The sequence below is a fragment of the Agrobacterium sp. 6Ca8 genome (assembly GCF_055382765.1).
This window is the reverse complement of the sequence record NZ_AP026434.1, coordinates 1,246,101-1,267,205: the sequence shown is the minus strand read 5'-3', so window position 1 is coordinate 1,267,205 and position 21,105 is coordinate 1,246,101. Positions and strand designations below refer to the sequence as shown.

Annotated in this window: 18 protein-coding genes; 15 read left to right on the top strand and 3 right to left on the bottom strand. The window is 58.6% G+C overall.

What is annotated here, in order from left to right; translation table 11 throughout:
- Nucleotides 1–5 precede the first annotated feature (5 nt).
- The gene (locus tag ACZ5A6_RS20035; RefSeq protein ID WP_111789968.1) at nt 6–1,034 is read left to right on the top strand and encodes a trans-3-hydroxy-L-proline dehydratase; all 1,029 of its coding nucleotides are present in this window, start codon (nt 6–8) and stop codon (nt 1,032–1,034) included.
- Nucleotides 1,035–1,095: 61 nt separating this feature from the next.
- Here ACZ5A6_RS20035 and ACZ5A6_RS20030 read toward each other — a convergent pair whose 3' ends face one another.
- A complete protein-coding gene (locus ACZ5A6_RS20030; RefSeq protein WP_025594918.1) occupies nt 1,096–2,118 on the bottom strand; it encodes a LacI family DNA-binding transcriptional regulator in 1,023 nt (340 codons plus the stop codon).
- Nucleotides 2,119–2,275: 157 nt separating this feature from the next.
- Nucleotides 2,276–2,596 carry a hypothetical protein gene (locus tag ACZ5A6_RS20025; protein ID WP_004431319.1) on the bottom strand — a complete coding sequence of 107 codons (321 nt, stop codon included), beginning with the start codon at nt 2,594–2,596 and terminating at the stop codon, nt 2,276–2,278.
- 296 nt (nt 2,597–2,892) lie between these two features.
- Here ACZ5A6_RS20025 and ACZ5A6_RS20020 point away from each other — a divergent pair, with 296 nt between their 5' ends.
- The 7 genes from ACZ5A6_RS20020 (at nt 2,893) to ACZ5A6_RS19990 (ending at nt 10,849) form a co-directional block, all read left to right on the top strand.
- On the top strand, nt 2,893–3,696 hold the full coding sequence (locus ACZ5A6_RS20020) for a transporter substrate-binding domain-containing protein (protein ID WP_004431321.1): 804 nt from the start codon (nt 2,893–2,895) through the stop codon (nt 3,694–3,696).
- 66 nt (nt 3,697–3,762) lie between these two features.
- Complete coding sequence (locus tag ACZ5A6_RS20015; protein ID WP_004431329.1) at nt 3,763–4,467, top strand: amino acid ABC transporter permease; 705 nt, start codon at nt 3,763–3,765, stop codon at nt 4,465–4,467.
- Nucleotides 4,464–5,123, top strand: a complete 660-nt coding sequence (locus ACZ5A6_RS20010) for an amino acid ABC transporter permease (protein WP_003505666.1) — start codon at nt 4,464–4,466, stop codon at nt 5,121–5,123. The genes ACZ5A6_RS20015 and ACZ5A6_RS20010 overlap by 4 nt, the downstream gene beginning before the upstream one ends.
- Nucleotides 5,104–5,835, top strand: a complete 732-nt coding sequence (locus ACZ5A6_RS20005) for an amino acid ABC transporter ATP-binding protein (RefSeq protein ID WP_004431334.1) — start codon at nt 5,104–5,106, stop codon at nt 5,833–5,835. The genes ACZ5A6_RS20010 and ACZ5A6_RS20005 overlap by 20 nt, the downstream gene beginning before the upstream one ends.
- A 24-nt stretch (nt 5,836–5,859) precedes the next feature.
- Nucleotides 5,860–6,795, top strand: coding sequence for a 2-hydroxyacid dehydrogenase (locus tag ACZ5A6_RS20000; RefSeq protein ID WP_065661913.1), 936 nt, complete (start codon nt 5,860–5,862; stop codon nt 6,793–6,795).
- 340 nt (nt 6,796–7,135) lie between these two features.
- The gene (locus ACZ5A6_RS19995) at nt 7,136–9,286 is read left to right on the top strand and encodes a putative bifunctional diguanylate cyclase/phosphodiesterase (RefSeq protein ID WP_080850178.1); all 2,151 of its coding nucleotides are present in this window, start codon (nt 7,136–7,138) and stop codon (nt 9,284–9,286) included.
- Between the two features lie 507 nt (nt 9,287–9,793).
- On the top strand, nt 9,794–10,849 hold the full coding sequence (locus ACZ5A6_RS19990) for a porin (RefSeq protein ID WP_111803987.1): 1,056 nt from the start codon (nt 9,794–9,796) through the stop codon (nt 10,847–10,849).
- 244 nt (nt 10,850–11,093) lie between these two features.
- Here ACZ5A6_RS19990 and ACZ5A6_RS19985 read toward each other — a convergent pair whose 3' ends face one another.
- A complete protein-coding gene (locus ACZ5A6_RS19985; protein ID WP_464111320.1) occupies nt 11,094–12,584 on the bottom strand; it encodes an amidohydrolase family protein in 1,491 nt (496 codons plus the stop codon).
- 168 nt (nt 12,585–12,752) lie between these two features.
- Between ACZ5A6_RS19985 and ACZ5A6_RS19980 the strand changes: the two genes are divergently transcribed.
- The 7 genes from ACZ5A6_RS19980 (at nt 12,753) to ACZ5A6_RS19950 (ending at nt 21,102) form a co-directional block, all read left to right on the top strand.
- Nucleotides 12,753–14,318, top strand: coding sequence for an ABC transporter substrate-binding protein (locus ACZ5A6_RS19980; RefSeq protein WP_111796644.1), 1,566 nt, complete (start codon nt 12,753–12,755; stop codon nt 14,316–14,318).
- Nucleotides 14,319–14,489: 171 nt separating this feature from the next.
- Nucleotides 14,490–15,458, top strand: coding sequence for an ABC transporter permease (locus ACZ5A6_RS19975; protein ID WP_004431345.1), 969 nt, complete (start codon nt 14,490–14,492; stop codon nt 15,456–15,458).
- An 18-nt stretch (nt 15,459–15,476) separates the two neighbouring features.
- Nucleotides 15,477–16,427, top strand: coding sequence for an ABC transporter permease (locus ACZ5A6_RS19970; RefSeq protein WP_038495432.1), 951 nt, complete (start codon nt 15,477–15,479; stop codon nt 16,425–16,427).
- Between the two features lie 5 nt (nt 16,428–16,432).
- The gene (locus tag ACZ5A6_RS19965; RefSeq protein ID WP_065660320.1) at nt 16,433–17,626 is read left to right on the top strand and encodes an amidohydrolase family protein; all 1,194 of its coding nucleotides are present in this window, start codon (nt 16,433–16,435) and stop codon (nt 17,624–17,626) included.
- Nucleotides 17,626–19,119, top strand: a complete 1,494-nt coding sequence (locus tag ACZ5A6_RS19960) for an amidohydrolase family protein (RefSeq protein WP_065660321.1) — start codon at nt 17,626–17,628, stop codon at nt 19,117–19,119. Before ACZ5A6_RS19965 ends, ACZ5A6_RS19960 begins: the two co-directional genes overlap by 1 nt.
- Nucleotides 19,112–20,095 (top strand): ABC transporter ATP-binding protein, encoded by a 984-nt coding sequence (locus ACZ5A6_RS19955; protein ID WP_004431353.1) that lies wholly within the window; start codon nt 19,112–19,114, stop codon nt 20,093–20,095. Before ACZ5A6_RS19960 ends, ACZ5A6_RS19955 begins: the two co-directional genes overlap by 8 nt.
- Nucleotides 20,092–21,102 (top strand): ABC transporter ATP-binding protein, encoded by a 1,011-nt coding sequence (locus tag ACZ5A6_RS19950; protein ID WP_111803985.1) that lies wholly within the window; start codon nt 20,092–20,094, stop codon nt 21,100–21,102. The genes ACZ5A6_RS19955 and ACZ5A6_RS19950 overlap by 4 nt, the downstream gene beginning before the upstream one ends.
- Nucleotides 21,103–21,105: the final 3 nt, after the last annotated feature.

Here is a 21,105-nt window from a genome sequence, read left to right as displayed (position 1 = left end):
ACTAAATGCGCAGTATCAAGACAGTTCACGTCATCTCCGCCCATGCGGAAGGCGAGGTGGGTGATGTGATCGTGGGCGGCGTCAGGCCGCCGCCGGGCGAGACGATCTGGGAACAGAGCCGTTTCATCGCCCGCGATGAGACCCTGCGCAATTTCGTGCTCAACGAGCCGCGCGGTGGCGTGTTCCGCCACGTCAATCTTCTGGTACCGCCAAAACATCCTGACGCGGATGCCGCCTTCATCATCATGGAGCCGGAAGATACCCCGCCCATGTCGGGCTCCAACTCCATCTGCGTTTCCACCGTGCTTCTGGATGGCGGTATCGTGCCAATGCAGGAGCCGGAAACCCATATGCTGCTTGAAGCGCCGGGCGGGCTTGTGAAGGTGCGTGCCGAATGCCGCAATGGCAAGGCCGAACGCATTTTCGTGCAGAACCTGCCGAGCTTTGCCGCGAACCTCGATGTAGAACTCGAGGTCGAGGGTCTCGGTACGTTGAAGGTGGATACGGCCTATGGCGGCGACAGTTTCGTCATCGTCGACGCCGAGGCGATGGGCTTCAGCCTGAAGCCGGATGAAGCGCACGAGATTGCCCGTCTCGGCGTGCGCATCACCAATGCGGCCAACAAGGCTCTGGGTTTCGAGCATCCCGAAAACCCGGATTGGCGTCATTTTTCCTTCTGCCTGTTTGCGGGCAAGGTAGAGCGCACCGCTGAGGGCCTGCGGGCAGGTGCCGCCGTTGCCATCCAGCCGGGCAAGGTGGATCGCTCACCGACCGGTACGGCGCTTTCGGCCCGCATGGCGGTGCTGCATGCACGCGGTGAGATGAAAGAAGGCCAGACGCTGACGGCCGTGTCGCTCATCGGCTCCACCTTTACCGGTCGCATTCTGGGAACGACAACGGTGGGCGACCGCCCGGCCATCCTGCCGGAAATTTCCGGCCGCGGCTGGATCACCGGCATTCACCAGCACATGCTTGATCCTTCCGATCCGTGGCCGGAAGGATATCGTCTGACGGACACTTGGGGCGCTCGATAAGGACGATACACCGTACTTCCCTCATCCCTGTGACCAGCACAGGGATGAGGGAGGGAACTCCTCACCCGCCCACCCGCTTCGTCGTCTCGCGCACGATCAACTCGAACCCGACATCCACCCGCGCGCCTTCGGGAACGGCAGCGCCTTTTTCCGCTTCCAATATGGAAAGCAGCAATTCGCCCGCTTTTCGGCCGATCATCTGGGCGTCTACACGGATCGTTGAAATCGCTGGATAACATTGCCGACCGATGTCGAAATCGCCGAAGCCGAGGATGGAAATCTGTTCGGGCACATGAATGCCGCGACGATGACACTCCATCAGTGCGCCGACGGCGGAAATATCGGAGACCGCGAAAATGCCTTCGACATCCGGCGCCTTCGCCAGCAACGAGCCGAGCGTTTTGGCCCCATGGTCGTAGGAGACTGGGGCGCTGCCCTCGCGGATGATGAGGTCGTCGGCAATCCCGGCTTCGCGAAGTGCAGCACCAAAACCGAGCAGACGGCTTTCGCCGCGCCAGTCCTTTACATCGCCATCCGCACGCGATCCCAGTGCGCCAATTCTCTTAAATCCAAGCGATATTAAATATTTGGCGGCGTTTCTTCCCACTTCGTAGTTGGAAAAGCCGACCGCATGGTCGATGGGATGTTCGGGAACGTCCCAGATTTCGACAATCGGGATGCCGGCGCGCATCAAAACTTCGCTCGCCATCTTGGTATGCACCGTTCCGGCAACGACTATGGCGTCTGGCCGGCGCTCCATCATGGTGCGGATGACGCGCTCCTCCTCTTGCAGATCGTACATGGTATAGCCGATCAGCAGTTGATAGTCGGCGGCGCGTAGCGCGTTGGCGAGCCCCTGTGCGCTGTCGGCGAAGTTGGAGTTGGTGAGCGTCGGCAGGATGGCGGTGATGAAATTGGTGCGCCGGGAAGACAGCGAACCGGCGATCCGGTCAGGCACATAGCCCAGCTTCTCGATGGCCTTCATCACCTTCTGGCGCGTGTCCTCAGACACCAGCGCCGGATCGGCCAGCACCCGCGAAACGGTCATCTTGGAGACGCCCGCGAGTTTCGAGACGTCGCTCATGGTTGCTTTTTTTGACGTGACTAACGCTGCGGCCAAGGGCGTGCGCTCCACCAAAGCATGTCTCCCTGAATTAGAACCGGTTCAGGACAAGACATACACGAAGATATCAAGGGAAAGCACGCCGCATGATTGCAGATCGGTGCGGCGTGCACCGGATTTATGCGATGCGACGGTAGACGAGGTGATAGAAACGCCCGTCGCACATGCTCATCATCTCGTCCGTCAGCACCCGGCCTTCCAGTCTAACAGGCGAAACCAGCGCTTCTTCCACAGCCTCAATCGACGGATAGTCGATTTCCTGCACCATAATGATGGCCGCCGCGTCCGGGTCCGTACGCTCGGTGCGCATGACGCGCACGGCCTGCGCGTTCGGCATGCGTTTCCAGACCGGCAGAAGCTTTTCCTCGACAATGCGGAAAAACTCCTCCTCCCGACCGGCGTGGATCTTGCCTTCAAAAATTGCCGAGCGTGTATACATGGTTCCCTCCCGAATGAATGCCCGATGCAACAGTTCTGTAGATCGGACTTGCAATGATACCGATAACATGCATTATTGATCCTGCCAAGAACGCGAAATGGTGTCGACCAGAGGAAAATCGATAACCAGCCAAAATCATTGAATTTCATAGGGAATTCTAACAGTTTTGGATCTTCGCGTATTCTTGGGAGGAGTTTTTTGCAAATCGGGTTGAAATGTTATCGAGAACATTTTTCGGTTTGCGCAAAGGCCGCTGTTCCCGTGCGGACGGCAAATAAAGGGTTGGAGGAGAAACCATGAGCATTTCCAGATTTTTGAAGAACATGACCGTCGCAGTCGGTGTTGCCGCAGCAACGCTAGCCGCCACCACCTCGGCCCATGCCGTCTCGCTCAGCGAGATCACCGCGCGCGGCAAGGTCAAAATCGGCGTTCTCACCGGCGCGCCGCCGATGGGTATGGTGGACGAGAAGGGCAATCCTTCCGGATACGACGTTGATGTCGCCAATCTGATCGGCTCTTACCTGTCGCTGCCGGTCGAGCTGGTGCCGCTGACGCCGCCGGCCCGCATTCCGGCGCTCCAGACCGGCAAGGTCGATTTCCTTGTCGCGACGCTCGCCCCGACCGGTGAACGCGCCAAGACCGTCATGTTCACGCAGCCCTACAGCGCCTTCAACATGGACATCATCTCCGGCAAGGACCAGAAATTCGAAAATCTCGACAGCCTCAAGGGCAAGCGCGTTTCGGTCAATCGCGGTTCCTCGCAGGAAACCGCGCTGCGCAAGGCCAATGTCGAAGGTCTCGAAATCGTCGTCTACGAAGACGATTCCACCAGCGCCCAGGCTCTGCTTGCCGGTCAGGTGGATGCCGTCGCCCTGCCGTCCACGGTGGGTGAGGCGATCATCAAGCAGCGTCCGGAAGCCGGTCTGCAGGTCGGTTTCACCTTCTTCCAGCAGGGCAATTCCATGGCGACGAAGATTGAGGATTTCGAGCTGCGTCAGTGGCTGAACACCTCCATCTATCTCATGAAGATGTCGGGCGATCTCGACCGCATCTCGGTGAAGTGGACCGGCCGTCCGCTGCCGCAACTGCCAAGCTTCTGATTGAGCCATTCAACGCGCCCGCCGGGAGAAATTCCGGCGGGCCGGGAAATGTCCACGGAGTGACGCATGTCCTATACATTTCAATTCGGCGCACTTGCCCAATATCAGAACGAATTGTTGAGCGGCATATGGCTGACGATCAAGCTATCGGTCCTCTCCATCGTGCTCGGTTGCGCTTTCGGCATTCTTTTAGCCTCGCTGCGTTCCATCAATGGCGGCATCGTCCGCATTATCGTGGACGGCTATGTTGAGGTGATCCGCAACACGCCATTTCTGGTGCAGCTTTTCATCGTCTATTTCGGTCTGCCGGGGCTCGGCTTTCGCGTTGGAGCCGATACGGCAGCGCTGATCGGCATGACTATCAATCTTGCCGCCTATTCCACGGAAATCATCCGCGCCGGCATCGAGGCGGTCCACAAGTCGCAGATCGAGGCGGGCGAGGCTCTGGGCTTCACCAAATATCAGATCTATCGTCACGTCATCATCGTGCCTGCCATCGCCAAGGTCTATCCTTCGCTGTGCAGCCAGTTCGTGCTGATGATGCTGGCATCGAGCATATGTTCGGCCATCTCCACCCATGAGCTTGCGGCCGCCGCTGCCTTCGTGGAATCGCAGACCTATCGCTCCTTCGAGGTCTATATCGTCGTCACGCTCATCTATCTTGCGCTGGCGCTCAGCCTGCGGCTCATCCTTGCCCTTGTCGGCATGTGGCTGTTCGGCCGCCGCGTGGCGCGCAAGACGATGACCGCCTTGCCGGAGGTGCAGTCATGACACTCAGAACTTTCGGCTGGAACGAGTTCGGCTTCCTGCTCACCGCCCTGCAATGGACCGTGCTTCTGACGATCATTGCGCTCATCGGCGGCGGCCTCGTCGGTTTCTTCGTGGCGCTTGCCCGCACCTCGGATCTGAAGGCGCTGCGTATCGCTGCCGGCACCTATATCCAGGTCATCCAGGGCATTCCGGTGCTGATGATCCTGTTCCTGTCCTATTACGGCCTAAGCCTTGCCGGACTTGAACTGCCACCGCTGATTGCTGCCGGCGCATCGATGACGATCTATACGTCGGGTTATCTCGCCGAAATCTGGCGCGGGTGCATCCAGGCGGTGCCGAAGCAGCAATGGGAAGCGTCGGAGTCGCTGGCTCTCACCCGCGCCCAGCAATATCGCTACGTCATCCTGCCGCAGGCGATCCGCATTTCCCTGCCGCCGACCGTCGGTTTTGCCGTTCAGGTCGTCAAGAATACGTCCATCGCATCGATCATCGGTTTCGTCGAACTGGCGAGAGCGGGGCAGCTTATCAACAATGCCACGTTCCAGCCGTTTCGCGTCTTCGTCGCGGTGGCCGTGCTTTATTTCATCGTCTGCTACCCGTTGTCCCAGCTGTCTCGTTGGCTGGAAAGGAGGCTTCATGCCGGAAGTAATCGTTGAAAACGTTCACAAGAGCTTTGGCGCTCTGGAAGTCCTCAAAGGCGTGTCGCTGACGGTCGGCCGTGGTGAAGTTTTCGCCCTCATCGGCCGCTCCGGCTCGGGCAAGAGCACGCTGCTGCGCTGCATGAACGGGTTGGAGAAGATCAATTCGGGCCGCATCGAAATCGCCGGCCATGCGCTGGGCGGAGATGCCACGGCGCTGCGCAAGCTGCGCACCGATGTCGGTATCGTGTTCCAGAGCTACAATCTTTTCCCGCATCTAACGGTCGGCGAAAACATCATGCTCGCTCCGCGTATCGTCAAGGACGTGGCAAAGTCGGAAACGAAGGACATTGCCCGCGAGGTTCTGCAACTCGTCGGCCTGTCGGAGAAATTCGATTCCTATCCCGACCAGCTTTCCGGCGGCCAGCAGCAGCGCGTGGCGATTGCCCGTTCGCTTGCCATGCGGCCGAAGGTGATGCTGTTCGACGAGGTTACCTCTGCACTCGATCCCGAACTGACGGAGGAAGTGCTGACGGTCATGGAAAACCTCGCCAAGGGTGGCATGACCATGATCCTTGTTACCCATGAAATGGCCTTTGCACGCCGTGTGGCGACCGAAACCATCTTCATGCACAAGGGTAAGATCTGGGAACAGGGCCGCTCGGCAGAACTCTTCGCCAATCCGCAAACACCGGAACTCCGGCAATTCGTCAAGGCCGATGTGAAATAGCGCCTGATCCACAAGGACATATCCATGACTACTGAAATCGTACAACTGTGCCCGCTGATCCCGGCACTGGAAGAAGAACTCGCGCAGCGCTTCACTGTTCATCGCCTGTTTGAGGCGGCAGACAAGGCGGCGTTCCTTTCTGAAAAGGGTGCTGCAATCCGCGGCGTCGTCACCGGTGGCCATATCGGCCTGCCGGCGGATATCGGCGCCGCACTCCCCAATCTCGAGATCGTCGCCATCAACGGCGTCGGTTTCGACAAGGTGGATCTGGCGGAAGCCAAGCGACGCGGTTTCCGCGTTTCCAACACACCGGATGTTCTGACGGCGGATGTCGCTGACCTCGCGCTCGGTCTTGTTCTGGCGCAGGCGCGCAAGCTGCCGCAGGCTGACCAGCATGTGCGCACGGGGCAATGGCTGAAGGGTGATATGGGTCTTTCCACCCGTGTGGCCGGCCGCCGCTACGGCATTTTTGGCCTTGGCCGCATCGGTCAGGCGATCGCCAAAAGACTGGAAGGCTTTGATGCGCGCATTTCCTACACCGCCAGAAACCGTCGCGATGTTCCCTATGATTATCACGACAGCATCGAAGCGCTGGCCGCCAATTGCGACGTGTTGATCATCGCCGCCGCCGCCACCGCCGAAACGCGTCATATCGTCAATGCGGATGTGCTGAAGGCTCTCGGTCCCCAGGGTGTGCTCGTCAACGTGGCGCGTGGTTCGCTTGTGGATGAAAAGGCACTGGTCGAGGCGCTTTCGAGTGGCACGATCGGTGGCGCAGCGCTTGACGTCTTTGAGGATGAGCCACGTGTGCCGGAGGCGCTTTTCGCCTTCGAAAACGTCACGCTCGCGCCGCATGTCGGCAGCGGCACGCACCAGACCCGGCGCGCCATGGCCGATCTGGTTCTCGCCAATCTCGACGCGCATTTTGCCGGTAAAGAGCTCCCCACACCTGTCGTGTGATGGATAAGCAATTGACGGTTGCAGTCAAACGCTGCAGCCGTTGCAGCTCATGAGATTGACTACGAATTCCTGCAGCTCACGGTTCAGTGCTATGAAGTATTGAATGGGAAAAGCTTGCTTCACGGCGCAGATGCGCCACGGCTCAATGTCGGTTCAAGGCTGGCATCTTGCAGGAGAGGTTTTGCCTTTGCCGACAATCTGATCGCGCGGTATTTGTCGCGCCATTTCGCTTCAATCTCCCGCCGCCGTTCATATTTATATAATATGTATAATCCTACTATTCTGCTTCCTTATACAGTAACGAGGCGGATAGTTGCGTTCCAAAGGCCCGAAGTCACGCTTGCAGAACCGGCCGCCGCGGACGAAGTCCGATGCGCCGCCATCCGACCGGCATGCGCTGCTTGAAGCGATGATCGATCATGTGCCGGATTTCATCTACGCCAAGGACCTGGAAGGCCGCTTTCTTTTCGCCAACCGTGCCATCGTCACCGAAAACGGCTTCGACACAGTCGAGGAACTGATCGGTCTCACCGATTACGATATTAACGGCGATGCGGCGCAGCGTGCCGGCATTCCAGAGACCGAGGCGCGGGTGATGCGCACGGGAGAGCCGGATCTCGGTTTTGAGGAACGCGCAATGCGCGGCGATATCGACCGCTGGCTGATGATGTCGCGCGTGCCGCTTAAGGACAAGAACGGCGCGATCATCGGTGTGGTTGGTGCATCCAGGGATATTACCCAGAAGAAAGCCTCGGAGCGACTGCTCCAGGCGCAGGCGCATATTCTCGAAATGATTGTTGGGGCGGCGCGTATCGAGGATTTTCTCGAAGAATTCGTGAAGGCCATCGAAAACCTCGCTACGGGTCTTGCCTGCGCTGTTCGCGTGTTCGATGCCGCGGCCGGCGAACCCTCAGTCTATGCCTCACCGGCGCTTTCACAGCATGCGGGGGTGACAGCACTCATCTCCAGCGTCAGCGATCCCGAAAGCCTGACCTATCCCGCCGGTAATGTGGCCTTCAGTTTCGATATTCCCGCCAGCGAAGGCAATGCGCACGGTTTCGTGTGGTGCATGTTGGCGGGCCGCAAACCGGATGCGGGGCTTCTGGAGTTCATCGCCGCCGCCGCGCGCATGGCGGGTCTTGCGATCGATCGCAAACGGGCGGCGGAACATATCGCGTTTCTTGCCGATCACGACATGCTGACACGGCTGCCCAATCGCCGCTTTCTGGATACGAGACTGCCGGAGATACTGGCAGCATCGGCAAAAGCGAAGCGGCATGTCGGCATCGGCTTTCTTGATCTCGATAATTTCAAGCAGATCAACGATACGCTCGGCCACAGCGTTGGCGATGCTTTGTTGTCCAAAACGGCTGAGCGCATCTCGCGCAGTCTCGGTCGAAACGATCTGGTGCTGCGGGTGGGCGGGGATGAGTTCGTCATCATCCTGCATAAGCACAAGGACGATTTCGAAAGCCGCCTGCAACATATCCGGGCTGCGGTCTCGCAGCCGCTGCGCCTTGGCAACTACGATATCAAGGTCACATGCAGCATTGGCATGGCATTTTTCCCGGAGCACGGGGAAACCACGGCGGAAATTGTCGCTGCGGCCGATCTTGCGATGTATGAGGCCAAGCATAGCGGGCGAGATGGCATTGCAACCTTCACGCCGCGCATGGCGGATGATCTGAGAAAGAAGTTCACCCGCATCGAGGAATTGCGCAAGGCGGTGGAAAGGGACGAATTCGTTCTACACTATCAGCCGCAGGTCGACCTTCTGACCGGTCGCATCAGCGGCGTGGAGGCGCTGGTGCGCTGGCAGCACCCGGTGGAAGGTCTGCTCGGCCCCGCGGAATTCATCGGCCTTGCGGAAGAAACCGGCCTGATCGTGGAACTTGGGGAAAGCGTTCTGAAGAAAGCCTGTCTTCAGGCGCAGGCATGGTGCAATGCCGGGCTGCCGCCCGTCAAAATGGCGGTCAATATTTCACCCAGGCAATTTCAGGGCGGCCTTGTGGAGCAGATCAGGTCTGCGCTCACGCAATCCGGCCTTGCACCGTCTCTGTTGGAAATTGAGATCACCGAAACCCTCATCATTCAGGATGTGGAAACATCCGTGCGGATCATGCGCGTCATCAAGGAGATGGGCGTCAGCCTGGCACTGGATGATTTCGGCATTGGTTATTCCTGTCTCGGCATGCTCAAGACCTTCCCCCTGTCGTGCATGAAGATAGATCGGTCGTTCCTCACCCATCTGCCGGAAAAAACCAAGGACAGCGCCATCGTCTCCATCATGATCCAGCTTGCGGGGTCTCTGGGCATCGATGTCATTGCCGAGGGCGTCGAGACCGGCGAGCAGGCAGCGTTTCTGCGCGCTGCCGGCTGCCCCTATGGTCAGGGTTATTACTTCAGCCGCCCGGTGCAGGCGGATGCGATCGAGGCAATGTTGGGGACTATGATGACTTTCCCCGCTGGTCTATCGAACGACAGGCAATAATTCCCACCTCGGTGGCCTGCCTCTAACCGGATTCGCCGGGCGCGAATTGGCGGAAGGCACGTTGCGCTGTCTTTGCCGCATAGTGTCGGGAGGGAGTGCGGCTATATCACCCGTCTTGCGACCCCACGCGGCATTAAAAGCCCGCATCCCCTCATCTTCATCCATGAAACTTGATGCCTTTCCCAAGCGATTGCGGGATTGGGCGCAAGTTTGCTCTAGTATTATAATTCAAAAATATTAGAAATAATTTGCGCTATAACTAAGTAATAAATATCGAAATCACCAAATAAAACATTTATGTATTATATATTAATCTGTTAATTTGTTGTAATTTTACTACGTGATTTGAATGTATTCTATAAGTGTATTTGTATTCTTTAGATTTGAATTGCGAGTCTCCCGTAATTTCTGCCATTTGCTGAATCAGCGCAGAGAAGCGGGCGGCAGGGAAAAGACCAGCCCTCGGTTTTGCGCATTCGTTGAAAAATTTTTGACTGGAGATTAAAAATGAACATCAAGAGCCTCCTCATCGGCTCCGCTGCCGCTCTCGCAGCAGTATCCGGCGCACAGGCCGCTGACGCTATCGTCGCTGCCGAACCCGAGCCCATGGAATATGTTCGCGTCTGCGACGCCTTCGGCACCGGCTTCTTCTACATCCCCGGCACCGAAACCTGCCTGAAGTTCCAGGGCTACGTTCGCTTCCAGACCGACTTCGGCCGTGACAAGGCTGGCAAGTCTGATTGGGACGCATTCACGCGCGCCCAGTTCGAAGTTGACACCCGTACCGACACTGAACTCGGCGCTCTGCGTGGCTTCATCGGCCTGCGTGGTGATGCTGATACCGGTTCTGCCGCTGCTTCCACCACTTCTGGTTCCAGCGACAAGGGATCCGCAGTTTTCGTTCATCAGGCCTTTATCGAAATCGCCGGCCTGAAGGTCGGTAAGTTCCTGAGCTGGTGGGATGATGGTCTCTCCGGTGAAACGGACGATGTGGCGACCAACGCTTTGTTCAATTCCGTTCGTTACAGCTATGAAGCGGGTTCTTTCTGGGCTGGTGTCTCGGTTGACGAACTCGAAGGTATCGCGGTCGGCACGTTCAACAAGAACAACAACACAAGTAACAATGTCGGCGTCGTTGTTGGCGCTGGCACGAAGATCGATAGCGTCTCTCTTCAGCTCATCGGTGGTTATGACACTGACCGCGAAAACGGCTCTGTTCGCCTGATCGCAACAGCTGGTGTTGGTCCTGGCACGTTTGGCCTGTCTGGTGTTTGGGCTTCCGGCGCAAACGCTTACTACAATGCTTCCGAGTGGGCTGTTGCTGCCGAATACGCCATCAACGCAACCGACAAGCTGAAGATCACCCCCGGCTTCCAGTACTACAGTGGCTACGGCCTCGTCTCGTTCGACAAATTCTCGAACAACGACGCCTGGAAGGCTGGCCTGACGGTTGACTACAAGATCACGGACGGCCTCTCGGCAAAGGTTGCTGCAAACTACCTCGACGTCGACACCAAGCCTGAAGCCTGGACCGGTTTCGTTCGCCTGCAGCGCGCATTCTAATAGCCATAAGAAAAAAGCCTAAACCGGATTAGATGACTCAGATCCACCCCGCTCTTGAGCGGGTGAGTGCTAGCTCCAGTCAAAGTTCCTGACATGATGTTAGGTTTGCTCCCCGGACCCCTCCAGGCCGGGGAGATTTTGTTTTGAGGAAAGTTCCGGCAGATTTTTGTCAACAATGTCGTTGCGGGCATTTGCGGGCGGGTCGCTGGGTTGGCAGGTTGCCGGTCCTGGAGATCAGGTTGCGCTATCGCTCGCCAGGCATTGGTACCGGCGGCTGGGGAGGGTGCACTGGCTCTTCGAAGGTTCGCAGCAAACGGCCCCAGCCCGGATCATGCATATGCGCTTCAAGACCCGCGCGGGCGGCAAGCGCCAGTGCCTCTTCCTGTCCAAAGGAGAGAGCCGCATCGACGTCAGTCGTCAGAACAAGGCCGTTTTCCATCAGCATCTTGCCATCGACGAAAACGGTATCGACGTCGCTTCCCAGAACCTGATGCACGAGACGGTGCACCGGCATCCACATCGGCATCAGATGTGGCTTGCGCATGTCGATGACGACGACATCGGCCTTTTTGCCAATTTCGAGCGAGCCGATTTCATCTTCCATGCCGATGGCGTGGGCGGCGTCGATGGTAATCATTTCGAATATCTTGCCCGGCGGCAAAAGGTAGCGATCGTGATTGTGCAGCAGGTGCTGCGTGAATTGCGCCAGACGGGCGGTCTGGAGCATATCGAAGTGACGGCTGGGTGCCGCGCCGTCGGTGGTGATGGCTACTCGAATCCCCTTGGACATCATTTCCATGATCGGCGTTGAGCGGCCCGGCGGGGCGTGGGTCACGCGCGTGCCGGTTTCCGCCAGAATGTCGATTTCTTCATGCGAGATGCCCCAGCAGTGCTGGAGGTGGATATCCGGGCCGAGAAGCGCATTTTCCTTATCCTGAAACGCCATGCGGATTTGTCCCGCAAATGCATCCGAATGTAGCCTGACGCCCATTTTCCGGGCTGTCTCGCGTATTCGGCGTGCCTGCATGCGGTCGTTTTCCGTCAGTTTCACCGCCTGGTCGGGGCTTGAAGCGTTGGAGGGTTCCACCGAGGGAACGATGGTAAAGGGTGTCAGAAAAACACTGATGCGTCCGTCTGCCGTTCCGTTCAGGGCGTCGATCGTGGCTTCGCTGCCCTCAATCATTTCCTCGAAGCTTACATTTCGGCGCTCCGGAGAGCCGCTTTCCCATCGGGTCACCGGGTGCGGCCAGGGCAGGCCGGAAGGTCCAACGCAGATGATTTCACGAAGCCCGATTTCGTCATAAGCGCGGGCGTGGTTGATGGCAAAGACGGGGTCGTCGGCGCGTGGCATCGAGGTGATGATGCTGGTACCGGTCGTCACGCCGGCGCGAAGCCGCTCGATGCCGGAGACCAGGCCGTCCGCATACCAGTAATCGCGTGTGACGTAGTGATAGTAGGTCGGCGTAACGACCTTCATCCACATGGCGTTGGTGTCGGCCGCAATGCTGCGGATCAGCGCGTGCCCTGCATGGCCATGGGCGTCAATGAGGCCGGGAATGATGAGTTTTCCCCGGCAATCTATGATCTGCTTGTCGGTGTGACGTGGCGCCAGCTGCGCTGCTGTACCGATGTCGACAATACGGTCGCCCTGAATGGCAAGGCCACAATCCTCGATGATGCGTCTTTCATGATCCACCGTCACCATCGTGCCGTGCAGCAGCAGAAAATTCCCCATTTCGTCCTCTCCCTCATTGACGTGCAGCTTGTATCCATAACGCAGTGATTTTGGATACGATAATTGTCAACAATATTATTGACAATACGGCTGTGCGAAACAATACTCCGCCTTGTCCGGCCGGTAGGTCTGCCGGCTATCCAATGATTTATAAAAAGGGGGGATCAAATGTCCCGAATTAGAAGTTTCGTTCTGGCCGCCATGGCCGCCGCCGCCATTGCCGTTCCCGCAAACGCAGAAACCCTGCGTTGGGGCGGTCGCGCGGATCTTTACTCGCTTGATCCGTATTCGGTGCCTTCCACCTCCAACCTCGCCTTTCTCAATCATATCTATGAAGGGTTGGTGCGTTACGGGCCGGACTTCAAGATTGAGCCGGCGCTTGCGACGGAGTGGAAACTTGTTGATGAAAAAACATGGCGTTTCACCCTGCGCAAAGGTGTGAAGTTCCACGACGGTGCTGAGTTTACCGCTGACGATGTCGTTGCATCTTTCACGCGCGCTTCGGATGCCACCTCACCATTGCGCGGCAATATTCCGGTTTTCGCCGGCGTGAAGAAGGTCGATGATTACACCGTCGATCTGAACGTCACCGCGCCCACCTCGCTTTTCCTCAACGACATCACCAATATCTTCATCTTCAACGCCAAGTGGTTGAAAGATAACAACAGCGAAAAGCCGACCGATTTCGCTTCCAAGGTCGATGGCTACACGACGATGCACACCAACGGCACCGGCCCGTTCAAGCTTGAGAGCCGTGTTCCCGATAGCAAGACGGTTCTTGTCGCGAACGATGCCTGGTGGGATCAGAAAAAACACAATCTCGATCGCATCGAATTCGTGCCGATTGCCTCGGCCGCAACCCGCGTTGCAGCTTTGCTCTCCGGCGAAATCGACCTGATCGATTCCGCGCCGATCCAGGATCTGCCGCGTCTGGAATCCTCGCCCAACATCACGGTGAAGAAGCGCACCGAGCTGCGTACGCTGTTCATCGGTTTCAATCGCCGCGAAAAGCTGGAAGACGGCAAGCCTAACCCGTTCAACGATCTTCGCGTTCGCCAGGCATTCGAGGCGTCGATCGATCGTGATCTCATCAACAAGAAGGTCATGCGCGATCTTGCAAGACCGTCCGGCTCGCTTATTGCGCCTGAGATTGCGGGTTACGCCAAGTCGCTTGATACCTACCAGCCTGCCGATCCGGCAAAGGCGCAGAAGCTGCTTGCCGATGCAGGTATGAAGAACCTTGCATTCACCTATACCTGCATGAATGACGAAAGCATCAACGAGGAAGACATCTGCTCCGGCGTTGCCAACATGCTCAAACGCGGCGGTTTCCAGCCGACAATCGACATCGCCCCGCGTTCGGTACAGTCTCCCAAGCGCAATGGTGGCAAGGCCGATGTCTTCAACCTTAGCTGGGCGAACGAGCCCACGCTCGATGCCTTCTCGTTCCTGTCGCAGATCCTCTCGACCCGCAAGGGCGCGATGGGCGTATCCAACTATGGAGGCTGGTCTAACCCCGAGATCGACAAGCTGGTGGATCAGGCAGCACACGAGCAGGACAATACCAAGCGTCTCGCGCTTGAAGAAGCTGCATTGAAAATCGCCAAGGACGAGACGATGCTTGTTCCGCTGCACCAGCAGCCCATCGCCTGGGCCATGCTCGGAAAGGTCAAGAGCGTTGATTTCCGCGCCGACAACAAGCCGCGCCACTGGCTGACGCAGGTCGGCAGGTAATCTGGACTATCAGGGAGGCATTGGGCATTTCGCTGAACGCCTCCCTGAATGCTCCGCTGCCGGTGCAATTGTTGACAATGTTACGGGCGCATGCGGCCCGTACCCCGTCTCTTGCAAAAATGGGCAAACCTGCCTGCCTTTTGGCCACGGGTTTGCATCCGAGAGGTTACAATGCTGGTTTTCATCATCAAGCGTATGGGAAATGCCATTCTGGTCATGCTTTCCGTCGCGCTTATTGCATTTCTCATTTTCAGGCTTGCCGGAGACCCTGTCGAGCTGATGGTGGGGGAGCAGACATCGCAGGAAGATCGCGCCGCCTTGCGTGAGCGTCTTGGTCTTAACGACAGTCTGCCAACGCAATATCTGCGGTTTGTCAAAGATGCCGCCCAGGGCAATTTCGGCGTTTCCTATCGCAACGGCCAGCAGGTGCTGCCGCTGATCGCGGAGCGGTTTCCAGCCACGCTGGAACTGGTTCTGGTGGCCACGATCATATCGCTTGTCGTCGGCCTGCCGCTTGGGGTGCTGACGGCGATCAGGCGCGGAAAGTGGTATACGGAGGGCCTGCAATTCCTGTCGATTGTCGGCGTCTCGCTGCCAAGCTTCGTTGTCGGCATTCTGCTTATTCTCGTCTTTTCGGTCAGCCTCGGCTGGGCGCCGGCCTTTGGGCGCGGTGATGTCGTGCAGCTCGGCTGGTGGTCCACCGGCCTGCTCACCTCATCGGGGCGTGCCGCACTCATTCTGCCTGCCATCGCGCTCTCGCTTTACCAGATCACGCTCGTCATGCGTCTGGTCCGCGCTGAAATGCTGGAGGTGCTGCGGTCCGACTTCGTGAAGTTCGCCCGTGCACGAGGCATTCCCCGCTGGCGCATATATTTCCGCCATGCGCTGCGCAACTGTCTTATGCCTGTTGTGACGCTGACGACGATGAATGTCGGTTCGCTCATCGCTTTTGCGCTCATCACCGAGACGGTGTTTCAGTGGCCGGGCATGGGCATGCTGTTCATACAGGCGGTGACGTTTCTCGATATCCCCGTCATGGCGGCCTATCTCTGCATCATTTCCTTCATCTTCGTTGTCCTCAACACGTTCGTCGACATTGCCTATGCGGTGATCGATCCGCGTCTGCGCACTGCGCGCTAACCGAAGGGAGCCGGTTTCATGGCCACAGACCTTCCGCAAACGGCAAAACCTGCCCGCCCGTCGCTCATCAAGCGCATACGCAACAGCGATCTCTACTGGTCGTTCAGCCACAGCAGATCGGCCAAGATCAGCGCGCTGATCCTTGCAGTCCTCATCCTCGCCGCCGTTTTCGCGCCCCTGATCGCACCGCAGAACCCTTATGACGGCGCGTCGCTCGACATGTGGAAGGCCGAACTGCCGCCGGTGTGGCAGGAGGGCGGCGAATGGCCCTATCTGCTCGGCACGGATACGCAAGGGCGCGACATGCTCTCCGCTATCCTCTACGGCACGCGCATATCGATAGTCATCGGTGTTGCCTCGGTGGCGCTGTCCTTGGTCATCGGCATGACTGCCGGGCTTGTCGCCGGTTACTTCGGCGGTTTTGCCGATAATCTCCTGATGCGCATCGGCGATATCACGCTTTCCATTCCGACAATTCTGGTGGCAATTCTCGTCTCCACGGTCGTCAGACAGATGCTTCCGGACAATCTTCGCGAGGTCGGCGCATCTGCCGTGCTCATTCTCGCCATCGCGCTTTCCGCCTGGGTGCAATATGCGCGCACCGTGCGTGCCCAGGCGATTGTCGAAACCGGCAAGGACTATGTGCAGGCGGCGAAGCTGATCGGCGTTCCCGCGCGCCGCATCATGGCAAACCATATTCTGCCCAATACGCTGACGCCGATCATGGTTGCCGCCACGCTCAACTTCGGCATGGCGATCCTGACCGAAGCGACGTTGTCGTTCCTCGGCATCGGCATGCCACCCAGCCAGCCGTCGCTCGGAACGCTGATCCGCATCGGCAACCAGTTCCTGTTTTCCGGTTCCTGGTGGATCGTGTTGTTTCCCGTTTTCCAGCTCTGCCTGCTCGTCGTCACCGTCAACCTTCTGGGTGACTGGCTGCGCGATGCGCTCAATCCGAAACTGAGGTGAGTTCCATGTACGATCTTCTGCTCCGCAACGTCAGGCCCATGGCGGGCGACACCTGCGATATTCTGGTAAGACAGGGAAAGATTGCCGGTTTTGGAAAATTCGAAGCCGAACCCGGCATGGCGGTCGAGGATGGCAACGGCGCAATCGTCGCGCCCGGTCTCATCGATGCACACACCCATCTCGACAAGACGACATGGGGCATGCCCTGGCATGAGAACAACCGTGCCGCCATCCTGCGCGGACGGATCGATTTCGAGCGCGAGAACCGCACCCAGATCGGTATCGATCCGCACCGCCAGTCCATGCGCCACGCCATCGGCCTTGCTGCAAACGGCGGCACGCATATCCGCAGCCATGTGGATATCGATCCGACCCACGGCCTGAAGCTTGTTGAAGGCATATGGGAAACACGTGAGAAGCTGAAAGGCATCATCGACATAGAGGTCGTTGCCTTCCCGCAGTCCGGCGTCATGGTCATGCCCGGCACGGTGGAGCTGCTGGACGAGGCCTTGAAACAGGGTTGCGAAGTCCTTGGCGGCATCGATCCCTGCGGCATCGATCGCGATCCCAAAGGTCAGCTCGATATCCTCTTTCAACTCGCGGTCAGGCACGGCGTGCCGATCGACATTCATCTGCATGAGGCTGCCGATCTCGGCGCCTTCACGATGGAGCTGATCTTCGAGCGTATTCGTGCCAATGGCATGGAAGGCAAGGTCGCAATCAGCCACGCCTTTGCGCTGGGCATGAATGATTACATCAGGGTCGGCAAGCTGATCGATGAAATCGCCCGGCTCGATGTGGCGATCCTGACGACGGGCGCGCCCTCGGCAACCGTGCCGTCGATCATGCGGTTGAAGGAAGCCGGCGTTCGCGTTGGCGGCGGTTGTGATGGCATTCGCGATACCTGGGGACCTTGGGGCCAGCCGGATATGCTCGACCGGGCCAAGATCATCGGCATGAAGAACGGCTTGCGCTCGGATATCGAGCTTGCGCATGTCCTGCATGTCGTCTCGCAGGGCGGTGCCGATGTCATGGGCCTCAAGGATTACGGTCTTGAGGTTGGCTGCTCCGCCGATTTCACGCTGCTGACCGGCGAAACATTGGCCCATGCCGTTGTCGATGTCGCGCCGCGGCCCATGGTCGTAAAGGGCGGACGCGTGACCGCCAGAGGCGGCAAGGCGGTGGTGGAGGCGCCATGATGAGCAATCCGCTACAGTCTATCGCTCTCGGTGAACGCCCCTCCGGTCGCACGCTGCTCACCGCAAGCTGGGTGGTCGGTCATAAGGACGGGTCTCACCGGCTGTTGAAAAACGGCGAAGTGGTTTTCGAGAACGGCGAAATCCTTTTTGTCGGCCATGGCTTTCCAGGCGAGGTCGCGCGCCGCGTCGATTTCGGCAATGCTCTGATCAGCCCCGGCCTGATCGACCTCGATGCGCTTTCCGATTTCGATACGACTATTTTGGGGATCGACAATCATCCCGGCTGGGCGAAGGGCCGTGTCTGGCCGCGCTCTTATGTCGAGGCCGGTCCTTACGAGATGTATTCCGAGGAGGAGCTTGCCTTCCAGAAACGTTTCGCCTTTGGCCAGCTTCTCCTCAACGGCATCACCACGGCGGCACCCATTGCCTCGCTGTTTTATCGTGAATGGGGAGAAACGGTCGCTGAATTCGAGGCTGCGGCCGATGCTGCCGGCGAACTTGGTCTCCGGGTCTATCTCAGCCCCGCCTTCCGCTCCGGCGGCATGGTGCTGGAAGAGCCGGGACGCATGGTGCCCGTGTTCGATGAGGAGCGCGGTCTTCAGGGGCTGAAGGAAGCAGTGTCGTTCATCGAACGGCAGACCGGAAGACACGGCGACCTCGTCCGCGGCCTTCTGGCACCTGATAGGGTTGAAACATCGACGCTCACCCTGCTGGAAAGAACCGATGCGGCCGCCCGTGATCTCGGCTGCAAATTCCGGCTGCATATGGCGCAGGGCACCATGGAAGTTGACACGGTTCGCAAGCTGCATAGCTCAACCGCGCCGGTATGGCTCGCAAAAGCAGGCCTGCTGAGCGACCGCCTTATCGCGCCGCATGCCACCAATGCGACGCAGGAAGATCTGGCGCTCTATGCGGAAAACGGCGTGTCGATCGTCCACTGTCCGCTGGTGTCGGCCAGAAGCGGCAGTACGCTGTCGTCCTTCTCCGCGTGCCGCCAGCTTGGAATAAACATTGCGATGGGCACCGATACGGCGCCCGCCGACATGCTGATGAACCTGCTTGTCGGTCTCATAACCTGCCGCATCAATGACGGTGCTCCAGATAAGGTCCGCTCAGCCGATCTGTTCGACGCCGCCACACTCGGCGGCGCTCGGGCGCTGGGTCGCTCCGATCTCGGACATCTTTCCAAGGGTGCGCGCGCCGATATCGCGGTCTTCGATCTGGATGACACGGTCATGGCGCCGAGCCTCGATCCGATCACAACAATTGTCACCGGCGGTTCAGGCAAAATCACGCGCGCCGTGTTTGTCGATGGTCGTCTCTCCATGCGGGAAAGACAGGTCGCGAACATCGACATGGCGAGCGCCCGCATTCAGGCGCAGGCACAGTTCGATGGGCTGATCGCGAAATATCCGGAGCGAAGCTGGGCCAATCCGCCCGTTTCGGAAATCTTCCCCCCGAGCTACCCGGTGGAGGTGAATACCAATGGATGACATGAACCAGTCGGTTATCGATGTCCGCAATTTGAAAGTCGAGTTCCCTGGCCGCCGGGGAACGGTGACGGCACTTTCGGATATCAGCCTTTCCATCCGCCCTGGCGAAATCCTCGGTGTGGTCGGGGAGTCCGGTGCCGGAAAATCCATGACCGGCCTTGCGATACAGGGCCTGCTCGAAAAACCGGGTCGCATCGCGGATGGCGAAATATGGCTTGGGTCGCGTCGTATCGATCAACTCGATGACAGGGCGATGGAAAGCATCCGTGGCCGGGAAATCGGCGCGATTTTTCAGGATCCGCTCACCTCGCTCAATCCGCTGTTCACGGTTGGCGCGCAGCTTGTGGAGACAATCCGCCAACATCTGCCGCTTTCGAAAAGGGATGCAAAGGCACGCGCAGTCCAGCTTTTGCGTGATGTCGGTATTCCATCTCCGGAAGAGCGCGTCGATCACCATCCGCATCAATTCTCCGGTGGTATGCGCCAGCGCGTCGTCATAGCGCTCGCACTTGCGGCGTCGCCGAAACTGATCATCGCCGATGAACCGACGACGGCGCTTGACGTGTCGATCCAGGCGCAGATCATCTCGCTGCTGCGCAAGCTCTGCAAGGAAAAGCAGACGGCTGTCATGCTGGTCACCCATGATATGGGCGTCATCGCCGAGGCAGCCGATCGCGTTGCCGTGCTTTATGCTGGCAGGTTGATAGAGGTGGGGCCGGTCGAACAGGTTCTCCATGCGCCGAGGCACCCCTATACGCAGGGCCTGATGGCCTCCATTCCTTCGCTCGGCGCGCGAGTGGAACGGCTCAACCAGATCGACGGTGCCATGCCGCGTCTCGACGCCATCCCGCCCGGATGCGCCTTCAATCCGCGCTGCGGGTTCTCAGGACCGCGCTGTCTTCGCGAGCGGCCGGAACTGGAAGCGGTGGGTGATGGCGCCAGCGCTTGCTGGATGAATGCAGGAGGTACAGCATGAACACGCCGGTTCAAAGAACACCCGCATTGACGGTCAAGGGCCTCACCAAGACCTTCGATGTCTCTGCCCCATGGCTCAACCGGATCATTGAGCGCAAGCCCCGGCAATTCGTCCAGGCCGTAAACGACATCGATTTTACGGTTCCGGCGGGCGGCTGTCTCAGCATCGTAGGGGAAAGCGGCTGCGGCAAGTCCACGGTTGCCCGTCTGGTGACCGGGCTGTTCCGGCCAAGCGCGGGTGATTTCCACTTCGCCAAGGGTCGCAAGGATACACCGCTTTCGGCGCAGATGATCTTTCAGGATCCCTATGCCTCGCTCAATCCGCGCTGGCGGGTGAAGAATATCATTGCCGAACCCATCCGCGAACTGAAACTTCGTGCGACCCGGGCCCAGACCATGGAACGGGTGGAGGAACTGTTGCTGACGGTTGGTCTGTCTGCTTCGGACGGCGAAAAGTTTCCGCATGAATTTTCAGGCGGCCAGCGTCAGCGCATCTCCATTGCCCGCGCTTTGGCAAGTGAGCCCGAGTTTCTGGTCTGTGACGAGCCTACATCGGCACTCGATGTATCGGTGCAGGCGCAGGTGCTGAACCTGATGCGACGCCTCCAGGACGAGTTGGGGCTGACCTATCTGTTCATCAGTCATGACATGAGCGTGGTTCGCCACATGTCGGATCGCATCGCGGTCATGTATCTTGGCCGCATCGTGGAGGAGGGCGACACGGAGGAGCTGTTCGCCCGCCCGCGTCACCCCTATACCCAGCTTCTGCTGCAGACCATTCCCAATATCGACGCGCCGCGCCGTGACCGGGAACTGGTTGCCGGTGAAGTTCCAAGCCCGCTCAAACCGCCATCGGGATGCACGTTTCATCCGCGTTGCCCGCTTGCAACGGCGCGCTGTTCGGCGGAGGTGCCAAAGGTGCGCACGCTTGTCGGCGGCACACGTGTCGCCTGCCATCTGGTGTCGGACGAAGAAGAGCTGGTTGTGAAGGAAAGAGAACTCGTCTGACCG